We start from the raw sequence: 14,372 nt of genomic DNA on the forward strand, positions 1-14,372 counted from the left end.
CACTAAATGATGTATTACTTCTTAAATAACTGATAACTTTTATATGGTGCAATCGATAACATTTCTGATTGACACGCATCTTCTACTCCCAAACCCATTGCACCCTCCATAGGAGCTTCAATTTTAGAAATTTTAGTGCAAAGCTCATTAAGAGCATTAATGTTCTTGATAGTAGTATTCCATTGTGCTGCTTTATTCGTTGGTGGATTATTACCCCGTATTTTATCCGCCAAATTTCTAAACTGTTTATGCTGTTTAGAATAGCAAGCTACACTATCCCCATACGGATTGTCAGCACACATTGTATTTTGAATATTTTGATATGACTTTTCTAAGTTACTATTCGCAAAACTTGTACAGCTCATCACTGAAAGTCCTAATAATACTAATGTTTTTATTTTCATCATTGTTCACCTGGCATTTTGAAATAGATTGTACCGTTTAGTGAGGCTTTACAATACGCAGAACTTACACTGTCCATATTATTTACTTTCAATGCATTACACTTATTTTCTATTTCAGATTTAAATTTGCTATAAACAGCGCTATTTTTACGTACGCTCAATGCAGCAAATTGACTACTAATAGAACTATAAAGTTTAATTCTTTCTTGATTATTTTCAGAAACAGTCAAGGACAACGGAGCATCTCTTAATTTTGAATTTAAATCATAGGCTTTATTTTCATCATTGGCTAAAACAGCCATAGAATTAAAAATAAGAAATGATAATAAAATTATTTTAATCTTCATTAATAATACTTCTTTATTGAAATTTAATTCATTGAAGTCGACTAGTATACTCAAAAACCTAAATTCTATGGTTACATTTTTGTTATAAACATCACAATTTAAATAAAAAAATAAGTAACTGATTCACCCCAAGTATGACTTAACTCAAAATCTACTTATTCCAATTCTTATATTCCCAAAGTCACCAACCTTTGAATATCATGTTCAAATACTGAATAAATTAATCTAGAATTGCTATCAGCAAAAATTTTGTCTTCTCAAACTAATAATTTTAATAAGGTGTACTGTGAAACCAAAACTTCTTTCAATTCTATTTTTGGGTGCTTTTTTATTTAGTCCTATTACAAACGGAGAGATTTACAAATGGGTAGATGCGAAAGGAAATGTGACCTACTCAAGTAAACCACCTCCAAATGGTATTAAGCGCCAACCTATTGAAACTATTCGATCCCTCAACACCACACAAACTCAATCAACGAATAAACCTTACGAGTTTAAATCTAATTCATCTATTCCAACAACTTATCGCGATCCACGTGATGCTTATCATCGACCTGTGAATAGACCAAATCCACCACCACAACAGACACCAGAGCAAGAAGCGTTACGACAAAAAATTATTCAAGAAGCGAGCACACCATATAAAGGTTCTCAAAATGGTCAGTTAACCGCAAACCAATTAAGAACTCTCGCTGCAATGGATGGAGTAAATGTATCTAGTGGTGATAGCGACTCAAGCTCAAATGGCTCTTATTCTGCACCCATGCCTCAAGCTCAAGCCCCTACACATATGACTAGTTGTGATGGATCAGGTTGTTGGGATAATCAAGGCAATCGATATAATGGCAATAATGGTACTTATTATAATAATGGTCGTGTTTGTCGGGATATAGGTGGTCAAATGCAGTGTAATTAAATATAAAAATAAAAGCCAAGATGAATTGGCTTTTTCTCAAAATGATTAAAATATTTTATCCCACAGACTGAAACTGCCCATTGCGATATACAGCTTTATTGCCATTGGCATCAGTATAAACTTTACCCTCCTCAAATGAGCCCTTATGACCTGTCTGTTGCTGTGTAGGCTGAGCATTGAGGTACTGCTGAGTTTGAGTATCAAATAATTGTTGTGGACGATTGATCATCATACCTGATGCTTCATTCCACTCTTGTCCACCACCTACAGTCATATAACGATCTCGACCATTGGCTTTAACCAAACTCGATCTATTTTGATAGAAATATTTGATATTGCTGTCAGTAAAGGTTTATGTACCAACAACCCAGCAAAATTAACTTTAAGGAAATTTCCGCATAAAGAAAGAAAACGACACACAATTGAAGGTTTAGCAAAAATTCGTAATGCAGCAGAACCATGGATGAAAAATGCTATCGATCTTGCCATGCTTACTACACAAAGACGTATTGATATTATTAATATGAAATGGAGTGATATTATTGATGGCTATCTTCATGTTGCTCAAGAGAAAACCACAGATGATCCAGAAGATGAATTTGAAGTTTCTGAAGGTGCTGGATATGTACGAATTAAAATTGATAATGAGCTACAAAAAGTTTTAGACCGCTGTAATGATGGTATTGAAAGCCCTTTTATTATTCATAGGATACCAAAACGTAAAGGTCGTCCAAATATTGACATTGTGAAAGAACACATCACTCAATTAGATAAACAATATATCACTAAAACTTTTTCTAAGTTAGTAACACCAACCAATGCCTATCCAAAATATTCATCAAAGCAACGTCCAAGTTTTCATGAAATTAGAGCATTGGCTATTTTTTTTACATAAGAAGGCTGGACGTAGTGCTCAAGCTTTAGCAGGACATACTTCTGCAAAAATGACTGAACATTATGAGTCTGGACATGAAATTATTTGGAATGATGTTGATATTGGAATTGGATTACCATTTGCAGAAATGACAGAAAAATAACCTGCAAAACCACAACTTAAACTATTGTTTTCTATAAGTTCTAAAAGTGCTATTTGCCCTATAAAAACAAGGCAAATAGCTGACTAAATTATTATATATCAAATACTTAATTAAAATTAAATGCTTAACATACTATTTAGGGTTTCACTGACATTTTTAGATTTCACTTGAGATTTCAACGCTTCAAGCTCAGCTTTCACTTGACTGCGCTGTGGCTCTGCCAAAGTGTACCAACGTGACAAGACTTGCAATAAGCGAGAACCCACAATCGGATTTTTCTCATCCAAATATTTTGCCAGATCAATAAAATGCTGAACCCCAAAACTCCAAGTATTGACAGGATTAGCATTTAAACCACCTGATACTGAACGGATTCGGTTCGGCACAGCCAAATCATAATCAGCATGAGAGGTTAAATAAGCAATGCTTTCTGCGGTTGCTTTTGGATGTGCTGCCTGAATCATAAACCATTGATCCAATGACAAAGCTTCATCTTTAAAGCGTGTATAGAAGTCTTGTAAAACTTCCTGTGCCTGAGGTGCATCATTCCAGACCAAGACTTTTAAAGCACCTAAACGCTCAGACATATTGCCGGTATTTTGGTACTGTTCGTATGCCAAATCAAAGACTTCGCTATCCCCCTGACGTGCAAGCAGACTCAGCATGATATTTTTCAGCGCACGCACACCCATTGCCTGAGAAAACTCTTTTTGTGCAATTGGGTCAAGGCTCAGATAAGTTTCTTTAACAAAACCGCCCAATTCACGTGCCAAAGTATTCAACAAAGCTTCACGCGCTTCATTGACCACTATAGGATTATAATCTTGATCAATACGGCTACCTAAATAACCCTCAGTCGGTACATCAAATAAACGCGAAGCCAATAGTGGATCTTTGGCAATGACGAAAGGTAAAGTTTTCTGAATCGCATCAAGATAAGTTTGTGCATCATGACCATTCAACAAAATACGTTCAAGCAAAGTCTGAGCAGCCTGCCATTGGTTAAAGCCGTTGGTTTCATACTGCAATAAGAATGCAAGCTGTTCATCTGAATAGTTAAATTCAAGGTTTACAGGTGCAGAGAAACTACGCAATAACGACACCACAGGTGCAGCTTTTAAGCCTGTAAATTCAATGCTTGCTTCATTTTGATCAAATAAATAGACACCATCTTTCACGCCATTTTCAAACAAAGCTTCAGCATTCAATACCAGTTGCTCACCAGTTTCAGCGTCAAATAAAGTCAATGCTACAGGAATCGGAACAGCTTTGAGGTTTGGATATTTTGCATGTGCTTTTAAGCTTTGTTTTAGGCTTAAACGATAGCTCTGATTGGCAGCATCATACTCACCTTGGGCTTGCAATTTTGGTGTACCTGGTTGGTTATACCAAATGAGAAATGCCGATAGATCTACGCCTGAACCTGCGCTTAATGCTGCAACCCAATCCTCAACCGTAACCGCTTGGCCATCATGACGTTTAAAATATTCATCTGTCCCTTGGCGGAATTTTTCTTTACCAAGCAATGTCGCCATCATGCGGTTAATTTCCGCACCTTTTTCATAAACAGTAGCAGTATAGAAATTATTAATTTCCACAAAATGGTCAGGACGTGGTGGATGAGACAATGGTCCTGAATCTTCAGGGAATTGATGTGATTTTAAAACAGCAACATCATCAATACGTTGTACCGCAGCCGATTGTAAATCTTCTGAGAATGACTGATCGCGGAACACCGTTAAGCCTTCTTTTAAACACAATTGGAACCAATCACGACAAGTAATACGGTTACCTGTCCAGTTGTGGAAATATTCATGGGCAATGACGGATTGCACACGCATGATTGCAGCATCGGTGGTAAATTCTTCATCTGCAAGTACACATGAGGTATTGAAAATATTTAAGCCTTTATTTTCCATTGCCCCCATATTGAATGCACTTGTCGCCACAATCATATAATTATCAAGATCATAAGGGCGACCGTAATGCTCTTCATCCCAACGCATCGAATGTTTTAATGCTTCCATCGCAATATGACATTTTGGAATATCTTTGGCTTCAGCATAAATTTCCAAAGCGACATCACGACCTTCAGAAGTGGTATAGCGATCTTTCAGTACTGCCAAATCGCCAATCACACATGCAAATAAATAACTTGGCTTTTTGGTTGGATCTTGCCAAACGGTATAATGACGACCTTCACCTGCTTCACCTGCCTCAATCAAATTACCATTGGCTAAGAGGACAGGAAATTTTTTGTCTGCTTCAACACGTGTGGTAAAGACTGAAAGCACATCGGGACGGTCAGGATAGAAGGTAATTTTACGAAAACCTTCAGGTTCATTTTGCGTTACATACAGATTATCCGCAGCTTGATAAAGCCCTTCTAACTGAGTATTTGACTCAGGATGAATCAATACTTCAATATTCAGTTCGACTAAATCAGGCGTATTGGCAATGACCAATTGTTCAGCATCAAGTTGATATTGCTCATTGGTCAGCGTTTTGCCATTCAGCGTAATGGATTGAAGCTCAAGATCACGACCCAACAACACCAAATCACCAGCAGCTTGACGCTGCATCACGAGCTTACTTTTAACAAGGGTATGATCATCATAGACTTGAATATCCAGATGTATAGAATCAACAAGATAAGAAGGTTTTTGATAATCTTTTAAATAAACAGTTTGATCTGCTTCAATCACTGGATTAGCTGCGATATTCATATGATGTCCTAATTCTGTTGTATTACTCAGATTTATATGTGTAAAGTCATTTGATCATAGGTCAAATTGCACAATTTGTCTGTGTATTGCTTTGTCTTTTTATATGGGTCTTTGTGATCTTATTTTCAATCTATTCAATGTGAAATAAGATTGATATGACGTATATTTAGTCAAAATAAATTGAGAAAAATAATTTGATGCGGCATGGGAATTTCAGGAAATTCTACATGATAATAACTATCTCTCTATAAGCTTTATACAAAATCAAAAAATCACCATAAAATGCAATACTTATGATAATACCTATTTTATAGGGGATGTTTATGAAATTCTTTTTGCCCCTTAAAAAATACTTAGGCTATTTTTAGTTTTATAAGCAGCATATCAAATCTGAAATTATATTTTGATATCAAAATCGTCACACATTTAAATTTTTATCAATAAAAAACGCCCAATGTCATCACATTCGGCGTTTTTAAAATACGATTTTAAACTCAATCAAAACCCTATTTTTATCAATCCAACATTAAGCATCTAATTCAGCTAAAACTGCATCAGAGAATTCAACGTTGGTATACACGTTTTGAACATCGTCTAAATCTTCAAGCATATCAATCATTTTCATGATTTTTTTCGCTTGATCAATATCTGTGATTTCAGCTTTAGTTGATGGGCTCATCACTACTTCTGCATTATCAGATTTCAAACCTGCTGCAGTTAAAGCATCTTGCACATCACCAAATGCTTCAGGTGTTGTGATGACTAAGATTTCATCTTCATCAATTTCAATATCTTCAGCACCAGCTTCAAGCGCAATTTCCATCACTTGATCTTCTAAAGAAACATCTTCAAAAGTAATTTCGCCACGTTTTGTGAACAAGAATGCAACTGAACCATTTGTGCCCAAGTTACCATCTGTTTTAGAAAAACAGTGACGAACATCAGGAACAGTACGGTTTAAGTTATCCGTCATTGTTTCAACAATAACAGCAACACCGCCTACACCATAACCTTCATAGGTAATTTCTTTTAAATCGTCGTTATCTTCACCACCCGCACCACGTTGGATTGCACGGTTGATGACATCACGTGTCATATTGACTGAAAGTGCTTTTTCTACGACTGCACGTAGACGTGGGTTACTTGCTGCATCTGCACCGCCAAGTTTAGCAGCCGTTACAATTTCACGAATATATTTGGTAAAAACTTTACCGCGACTCGCATCTTGTTTTGCTTTACGATGCTTAATATTGGCCCACTTGGAATGACCCGCCATGCGAAATATGCTCCTTATAGATTGGCTTGATGCCAAATCAAATTGTTGGTAATTCTACCATAAGCGCTTTTTTATGAGAAAGCCTTTGATTTTTGATTTTACATACAAAAGTATGAATGCCTAAATTTTGTTAAGTTTAACTTGTATATTGCATTACATTTAACACAATCTCATTGTCTTATAAAATTAAAACCAACGTTGAACTATAAAAATAAAAAATTATTCATGACCTTAAGATTTCAGCTTTGGAATTTCGATATCTAAATCAGCATGCTGTTTATACATTTCTTTCAGTAAAGCCAAATCATGATCTAAATCAGTTGGATAAATTTTTCCAAAAATGCCACCTTGTTTATTTTTATTATTGATATACATCAATACAATCGGAACATTGGCAGCTTTTGCAATATGCCAAAAACCTGTACGAATCGGTTTACGTGTTTCACCATCTTTTGCACGTGTTGCTTCAGGTGCAATGACCAAGTTAAATTCTTCATTTTCTTGAAAATGTTTGACCATTTGTGCAACGATATCTTGGTTGGCTTTACGGTCAACAGCAATACCACCCAATGCTTCTAAGACAGGTTTAAATGGACCTTTAAATAGCTCTTTTTTAATCAACGTATGAATTTTTATATGATAAATCTGAAAAAGTGCCAATGATAAAACAGCATCCATCATTGAAGTATGTTCAAAACCAATAATCACTTGTTTTTTTTCTAATACATTGGGTTCAACATGATACTTTACACCAGCAAGTTTGAAGGTGAGTTCACCTAATTTTTTCATATAAATCTAACCGATGACTAAAAAATAGAAGTCAAGATTTTGAAAGTATTTTTTAAAAATTACAATGATATATTACATCCCAATAAGATGATATTTGTAGTGATGTGCAAATTTAATACAACCATCAGCAACATCAGACTAAAAATACCCTCTTATTTCTCTTTATACTCAAATTTATCGGACTAAACCATTTGGCTGTAAAATAATTAATGCAGCACCACATAAAACGACTGCCCCACCCATTAGATCCCAACGCGTTAAACTCATTTGGTCAACATATCTGAGCCAAATCAGTGCAGTAAAAACATAAATTCCGCCATAAGCTGCATAAATTCGACCCGATGCAGCAGGATGTAAAGTTAATAACCATACAAATACAGCTAAACTCAATGCCGTAGGAATCCATAACCAATGGCTTTTATTTTGATTTAAAATCAGATATGGAAAATAACATCCCAAGATTTCAGCAATCGCAGTCACTACAAATAAAAAAAATGTCATGATGACTTTAGAAAACTGTACATCCATAAGTTCAATCCTAAAATAAAAAACCCGTGTTTATGACACGGGTTTTTATTTCAAATAAAATTAGGCAGGTTCAGCAGTTTCATCTTCAAAAACTTCAAGTTTTAAACCAACTGCCTTACCATCTTCTTTCTTCGCAGAAACAGCAACATTACCACCATGATCTGCAAGCTCACCAAAAAGAATCATTTCCGCAAGCGGTTTTTTCAAATGTTCTTGAATTAGGCGTTGCATTGGACGTGCACCCATTTGACGATCATAGCCATTTTCAGCCATCCAATCACGAGCGGATTGATCTACATCAAGTACAACTTTCTTCTCATCAAGCTGTGCTTGTAATTCTGTTAAGAACTTATCAACAACAGAACCAATCACTGTGGTTGGAAGTGCTTTAAACTGAATGACACCATCCAAACGATTGCGGAATTCTGGAGCAAAAGCACGTTTCATTGCTTCTTGGTTGTCGTTACTATTGTCTTGCTCAGTAAAACCAATACTGGTACGTGAAATACTTTCTGCACCAATATTTGTCGTTAATACAATAATCACGTTACGGAAGTCTGACTTACGCCCATTATTATCAGTTAATGCACCATGATCCATCACTTGAAGTAATAAATTAAAGACATCTGGATGTGCTTTTTCAATTTCATCAAGCAATAAAACACAGTGTGGGTTTTTATGAATCGCATCAGTGAGTAAACCACCTTGATCATAGCCTACATAACCTGGAGGCGCACCAATCAAACGTGAAACTGCATGACGCTCCATATATTCAGACATATCAAAACGTACAAACTCAACTCCTAACAATTTTGCTAATTGTTTGGTGACTTCTGTTTTACCTACACCTGTTGGACCTGCAAATACAAAACTACCCACTGGTTTATCTGGAGATTTTAACCCTGCACGAGAGAGCTTAATCGCTGATGAAAGTGCAATAATTGCTTCATCTTGTCCAAAGACCACACGTTTTAAATCACGCTCTAAATGTTCAAGTACAGACTTATCATCTTTAGAAACAGTTTTTGGTGGAATACGTGCAATTTTTGAAACAATATCTTCAATATTTTCAACAGTAATGAGCGTACCATCTTTTTCAGCTTTTAAACGACGCTGCGCACCTGCTTCATCAATCACATCAATGGCTTTGTCAGGTAAGAAACGATCATTAATAAACTTAGCAGATAACTCAGCCGCTGAAACTAAAGAAGCATCATCATATTCAACATGATGAAATTCTTCAAATTTAGATTTTAAACCACGCAAAATATCAATGGTTTCTGAAATAGATGGCTCATTCACATCGATTTTTTGGAAACGGCGTGATAAAGCATGATCCTTTTCAAAGACTTGACGATATTCTTGGAACGTTGTTGAACCAATGCAACGTAAAGTACCATTTGCCAAAGCAGGTTTAATCAAATTCGAGGCATCCATTGTGCTGCCCATACTAGAACCTGCACCAATGATCATGTGGATTTCATCAATAAATAAAATAGCTTCTGGCTTTTTCTTTAAAGCATTTAAAAGTTGTTTTAAACGTTTCTCAAAGTCACCACGATACTTCGTTCCTGCAACTAAAGCACCAATATCTAAGCTAAATACTTCTGCATTTGCAAGCGGCTTTGGCGCTTTACCATTCACAATGAGCCAAGCCAAACCTTCAGCAATAGAAGTTTTACCAACGCCTGGATCACCCACTAACAATGGATTATTTTTACGACGACGACAAAGAATTTGTGCTGTACGCTCAATTTCTTTTTCACGACCAATCAATGGATCTGTTTTGCCTTTTTGTGCTTCGACATTCAAATTCAATGTATAAAGCTCTAATGGTCCAGCATTTGCAGAGGCATGTGATTCGCCTTCTAAATCATCAGATTCTTCTTCAACTTGAATTTCTTCTTTACGTCCACCATGCGATAGATATTGAGTTAAAGTCAAACGATTAATTTGATGACATTTGAGCAAGTAAACTGCAAAAGAATCACGTTCTGAATACATTGCAACGAGAACATCCGCACCCTCAACCGTACGATCTCCACCACTTGATTGCACATGGAATATCGCACGTTGCAAAATACGATCAAAGCTCTCTGTTGGATGTGGTGCTTGATCGCTATTTTCACCAAGTTTTGGTGTATGTTGTTCTACATATTCTTCTAATTCTTTACGTAGACTGACAATTTCTGCTCCACATGCCTTTAAAGCATTAACAGCAGAGTCATTATCTAATAAAGCCAATAGCAAATGTTCAACCGTAAGAAACTCATGTCTCTTTTGACGAGCCATGCTAACAGCCAAACGTAAAGAAACTTCCAATTGACGACTGAGCATGTAACCCCCTTATTCTTTTGGCTCAATCTGGCAAAGTAACGGATGACCTTGAGACCGAGCGTAATTATTTACTTGGTTAGCTTTTGTTTCCGCAATGTCTCGCGGATAGACGCCAGCTTCACCTTTTCCTTCATAATGTACTGTTAACATTACTTGAGTGGCTTGGTCAAGATTCAATGCAAAGTATTGTTGTAAAATTTCGATTACAAAGTCCATTGGCGTGTAATCATCGTTCAATAAAACAACAGCATACATTGGAGGACGCTTCAACTGAGGAGGTGCTGTTTGTACAGCAGTATCCCCTTCATGGTCTTCATTTTGCTGGGATTCGCTTAAACGTGGATTAAAATGCCAGTCAACATATCCAGTCTGGTCAAAAGAAGATTTCATCGCATTTAAACTAATTTGACGTTTAAGGATTCGCATATATTTTAAATTCATAAGTTATTGAGCATTTGCCTCAGCTTGTGGAACTTCAGAAGCAAATGCTGCTGAACTTTCTACTGCCTTGCCTCTAGACCAACTAAAACGTTTAACAACAGGTGTTGCACCATTGAGACGTATTTCAATGTACTGTGGACTAAAACCTTTTGGCATTGTCCAACGTCCTGTCAAACGTTCAAAATCTTCAAAGTTATAACTGCCATCTTCCATAGGCACAGTTAGAACTTCTGTACCACTAATTAAACGAATTTCAGCCGATCCTGTTGCACGACGATTATTTGGACTGACTTGAACTAAATCAATTTGATATTCATACGCATTTTCAGGTAAAGCTTTTACTGCTAAATTTTGTACAGTTAAACTTAGTCCACCTCGCTGTTTTAATACATCTCGGTAGACAGCATTTTTACCATCGACTTGTTCTTTATCCGACTTCGCTTGATTTAACGCATCAAAAAGATCTTTGGTATTGCCTACTGCAACATCTCGCTCTTGTACCGCAGCATTTAGGCTTTTATTTAAAGTTGTTAAAGTCGCTTTTTGCTTCTCAACAACTTCAACAAGTTGTTCGGCATCTGCATCATACCCGACCACTGTTAAACCCTGACGATGTCCAACGGTGTAGCCCAAAAGCATACTACCTGCACATAAAACGACACCACCTGCCAGAAGTGGCAAGTTGCCATTCATTAATGTTTTTTTAGACTTTGGGCTCGGCTGTGACGCGGTATTTGTTTGTGTATTTGGCATCGTCATCTCTGATCAGTAGTTGCATCAAACCACACATTTAACCGCAAAGTTAAATGTGTGTGAAGTTGAAAAGCGTTTTTTATGGTAATAATCCGATGCCTTGTAGACCTGCATCTTCATCAAAACCAAACATTAAGTTCATATTTTGTACAGCTTGTCCTGCCGCACCTTTTACTAAGTTATCTTGCACAGACAAAATAACCAGTTTTTTCGGTTGTGGCTTATACAAAGCAATACGCAACTGATTTGCACCGCGTACTGAGCGTGTTTCAGGTAAACTATTTGCAGGCATTACATCAACAAATTGTTCATGCGCATAGAATGTTTCATATAAACTTTGTAAATCTAAAGCATCGCCTGCATCTGTTAAATCGACATAAATCGTGCTTAACATACCACGAATCATTGGCACTAAATGCGGCACAAATACGATATGATCAAATACACCTTTTTGACCTGAAATATTTTCGAGTGCTTCTACAATTTCAGGATGGTGACGGTGACCTGCAACGCCATAAGCCTTAAAGTTATCTGCATTTTCAGAATAAATCATGCCTAAGCTTGCTTTACGACCTGCACCAGAAACCCCAGATTTTGCATCAATAATAATACTTTCAGGTTTAATTAAAATGTCTTGCTGTTTAAATAAAGGCGCAAGTCCTAGCTGTACTGTGGTTGGATAACAGCCAGGATTACCTACAACTTGTGCTTGTTTAATCTTGTCGCGATTGAGTTCAGACAACCCATAGACTGAGTCTTTTAAAATATCTGGGCAAGCATGTTCTAAAGCATACCATTTTTCAAATTGAACTAAATCTTGCAAACGAAAATCAGCAGCTAAATCAATTACTTTAGTGTTAGCAGCCACCAGTTCAGCTGCATGTTTCATAGCAACACCATGTGGCGTTGCAAAAAAGACCACATCACATTTTTTTAATTCGTCAATATTCAAGTCTGAATATTTTAGGTCAGTATGCCCACGTAGACTTGGAAACATATCATCTACACGGCGACCATCTTCAGTACGCGAAGTCAGTACATTTACCTGTGCATTTGGGTGTCGTAGTAAAAGACGCAACAATTCAACGCCCGTATAACCTGTGCCCCCGACAATACCAACTGAAATCACGTTTATTACCTCAATTTTAAAGTATCCATTTTATCACCCTGTAGTATGACAGGAAGTTTTCCTTTTCTAAACTATTTCACTCGGTTTTCTTTTTATTTCGTGACATTCTCAAAGCCTTTGTCTGAAAATACCTCAATCACACCTTTTTCAAAGCTCACAATGTTCATTTATACATAAAACTTTTACCACCCCCACTTCATCTATAAATATATACATGATATATATTAAATAATTTTAATTATTCAGCTATTTAATAAGCAAAAAAATGGCATGCTTAACGACTTTAGCATATTGAAATTGAATGTTTTTATAGGGTTAAATGAATTATTTTATATATCTAATTCATTTTTTTCATGATAATAGCCTAGTGATTATGGGCAACAAGATGTAACATAACGCATCTAAAAAATAATAGCCGTAGGATTTTCATGCGCGAATACAGTGTTTTTACTTCTGAATCAGTAAGCGAAGGCCATCCAGACAAAATGGCGGACCAAATTAGTGATGCTATTTTGGATGCCATCTTAAAAGAAGACCCATATGCACGCGTTGCCTGTGAAACGTTAGTAAAAACAGGTGCTGTCGTTCTTGCGGGTGAAATTACCACAACTGCCAATATTGATTTTGAAGCAGTTGTACGCCATACCGTAAAAGGTATTGGTTATCATCATACTGACTTAGGTTTTGATGGTTCAACGTGCGCAGTAATCAACATGATTGGTAAACAATCACCTGAAATTGCACAAGGTGTAGACCGTCAAAAACCAGAAGATCAAGGCGCTGGTGACCAAGGTTTAATGTTTGGTTATGCAAGCCGTGAAACTGATGTACTTATGCCTGCACCTATTTCATATGCACATCGCTTAATGGAAAAACAAGCAGAATTACGTCGTAATGGTACATTACCATGGTTACGTCCTGATGCTAAAAGCCAAGTAACTTTTGCATATGAAAATGGTAAACCTGTACGTTTAGATGCAGTTGTACTTTCAACTCAACACGATCCTGATATTTCACAAGCGAACTTAAAAGAAGCTGTGATTGAAGAAATCGTGAAAAAAATTATTCCTGCGGATATGTTCCATGCAGAGACTAAGTTCCATATTAACCCAACAGGCTTATTTGTCATTGGTGGTCCTGTAGGTGACTGTGGTTTAACAGGTCGTAAAATTATTGTGGATACCTACGGTGGTATGGCGCGTCATGGTGGTGGTGCTTTCTCTGGTAAAGACCCATCTAAAGTTGACCGTTCTGCTGCTTATGCAGGTCGTTATGTTGCAAAAAATATTGTTGCCGCTGGTCTCGCTGACAAATGTGAAATTCAAGTGTCATATGCGATTGGTGTAGCTGAGCCAACTTCGATCTCAATCAATACATTTAATACAGGCAAAGTATCAGATGAATTGATTATTCAATTAGTCCGTGAACATTTTGATTTACGTCCATACGGTATTACTCGTATGTTGAACTTAATTCAACCAATGTATAAGCAAACAGCAGCGTATGGTCATTTTGGTCGTGAAGGCTCTGATACTGCATTTACATGGGAAAAAACAGATAAAGTTGAAGCATTAAAAGCATCTGCAAACTTATAATTTTAGATCTTATTTGATCTAACAAAAAAAGCTCGCAAATGCGAGCTTTTTTATTCCCTATCCTAATTGGTTAATTTACCTTAAGAAACCCTAA

The 14,372-nt window shown here is 36.6% G+C and carries 15 protein-coding genes; 4 read left to right on the top strand and 11 right to left on the bottom strand.

The window, feature by feature from the left end; translation table 11 throughout:
• Window positions 1–14 precede the first annotated feature (14 nt).
• Window positions 15–404 (bottom strand): hypothetical protein, encoded by a 390-nt coding sequence (locus tag HX005_RS14195; RefSeq protein ID WP_286377847.1) that lies wholly within the window; start codon window positions 402–404, stop codon window positions 15–17.
• Complete coding sequence (locus HX005_RS14200) at window positions 404–751, bottom strand: hypothetical protein (RefSeq protein WP_286377848.1); 348 nt, start codon at window positions 749–751, stop codon at window positions 404–406. The genes HX005_RS14195 and HX005_RS14200 overlap by 1 nt, the downstream gene beginning before the upstream one ends.
• A gap of 286 nt (window positions 752–1,037) precedes the next feature.
• Between HX005_RS14200 and HX005_RS14205 the strand changes: the two genes are divergently transcribed.
• Window positions 1,038–1,667 (top strand): DUF4124 domain-containing protein, encoded by a 630-nt coding sequence (locus tag HX005_RS14205; RefSeq protein WP_286377849.1) that lies wholly within the window; start codon window positions 1,038–1,040, stop codon window positions 1,665–1,667.
• A gap of 55 nt (window positions 1,668–1,722) precedes the next feature.
• Here HX005_RS14205 and HX005_RS14210 read toward each other — a convergent pair whose 3' ends face one another.
• A complete protein-coding gene (locus HX005_RS14210; protein WP_286377850.1) occupies window positions 1,723–1,971 on the bottom strand; it encodes a hypothetical protein in 249 nt (82 codons plus the stop codon).
• Between the two features lie 12 nt (window positions 1,972–1,983).
• Between HX005_RS14210 and HX005_RS14215 the strand changes: the two genes are divergently transcribed.
• Window positions 1,984–2,562, top strand: a complete 579-nt coding sequence (locus tag HX005_RS14215; protein ID WP_286377851.1) for a site-specific integrase — start codon at window positions 1,984–1,986, stop codon at window positions 2,560–2,562.
• On the top strand, window positions 2,528–2,704 hold the full coding sequence (locus HX005_RS14220; protein WP_286377852.1) for a hypothetical protein: 177 nt from the start codon (window positions 2,528–2,530) through the stop codon (window positions 2,702–2,704). The genes HX005_RS14215 and HX005_RS14220 overlap by 35 nt, the downstream gene beginning before the upstream one ends.
• A 116-nt stretch (window positions 2,705–2,820) precedes the next feature.
• On the opposite strand, the gene pepN is transcribed toward HX005_RS14220, so the two are convergent.
• From pepN to argC, 8 genes are all read right to left on the bottom strand, one after another.
• Window positions 2,821–5,430, bottom strand: coding sequence for an aminopeptidase N (pepN, locus tag HX005_RS14225; RefSeq protein WP_286377853.1), 2,610 nt, complete (start codon window positions 5,428–5,430; stop codon window positions 2,821–2,823).
• Between the two features lie 526 nt (window positions 5,431–5,956).
• The gene (locus HX005_RS14230; protein ID WP_286377854.1) at window positions 5,957–6,706 is read right to left on the bottom strand and encodes a YebC/PmpR family DNA-binding transcriptional regulator; all 750 of its coding nucleotides are present in this window, start codon (window positions 6,704–6,706) and stop codon (window positions 5,957–5,959) included.
• Window positions 6,707–6,937: 231 nt separating this feature from the next.
• Complete coding sequence (locus HX005_RS14235; protein WP_502872750.1) at window positions 6,938–7,495, bottom strand: 1-acyl-sn-glycerol-3-phosphate acyltransferase; 558 nt, start codon at window positions 7,493–7,495, stop codon at window positions 6,938–6,940.
• 174 nt (window positions 7,496–7,669) lie between these two features.
• Entirely contained in the window at window positions 7,670–8,023 is a 354-nt protein-coding gene (locus HX005_RS14240) for a YnfA family protein (protein WP_107009121.1), read from the bottom strand.
• Between the two features lie 60 nt (window positions 8,024–8,083).
• Window positions 8,084–10,360 carry an ATP-dependent Clp protease ATP-binding subunit ClpA gene (gene clpA, locus HX005_RS14245; RefSeq protein ID WP_286377855.1) on the bottom strand — a complete coding sequence of 759 codons (2,277 nt, stop codon included), beginning with the start codon at window positions 10,358–10,360 and terminating at the stop codon, window positions 8,084–8,086.
• 9 nt (window positions 10,361–10,369) lie between these two features.
• Entirely contained in the window at window positions 10,370–10,786 is a 417-nt protein-coding gene (gene clpS / locus HX005_RS14250; RefSeq protein WP_286377856.1) for an ATP-dependent Clp protease adapter ClpS, read from the bottom strand.
• An 18-nt stretch (window positions 10,787–10,804) separates the two neighbouring features.
• Complete coding sequence (locus tag HX005_RS14255) at window positions 10,805–11,554, bottom strand: DUF6776 family protein (RefSeq protein WP_107009147.1); 750 nt, start codon at window positions 11,552–11,554, stop codon at window positions 10,805–10,807.
• A gap of 79 nt (window positions 11,555–11,633) precedes the next feature.
• Complete coding sequence (argC, locus tag HX005_RS14260; RefSeq protein WP_286377909.1) at window positions 11,634–12,689, bottom strand: N-acetyl-gamma-glutamyl-phosphate reductase; 1,056 nt, start codon at window positions 12,687–12,689, stop codon at window positions 11,634–11,636.
• Window positions 12,690–13,111: 422 nt separating this feature from the next.
• Here argC and metK point away from each other — a divergent pair, with 422 nt between their 5' ends.
• Window positions 13,112–14,278 carry a methionine adenosyltransferase gene (gene metK, locus HX005_RS14265; protein ID WP_107009125.1) on the top strand — a complete coding sequence of 389 codons (1,167 nt, stop codon included), beginning with the start codon at window positions 13,112–13,114 and terminating at the stop codon, window positions 14,276–14,278.
• Window positions 14,279–14,372 lie beyond the last annotated feature (94 nt).

Origin of the sequence: Acinetobacter sp. R933-2, from assembly GCF_030325485.1 — a bacterium.
Taxonomy (GTDB): domain Bacteria; phylum Pseudomonadota; class Gammaproteobacteria; order Pseudomonadales; family Moraxellaceae; genus Acinetobacter; species Acinetobacter sichuanensis.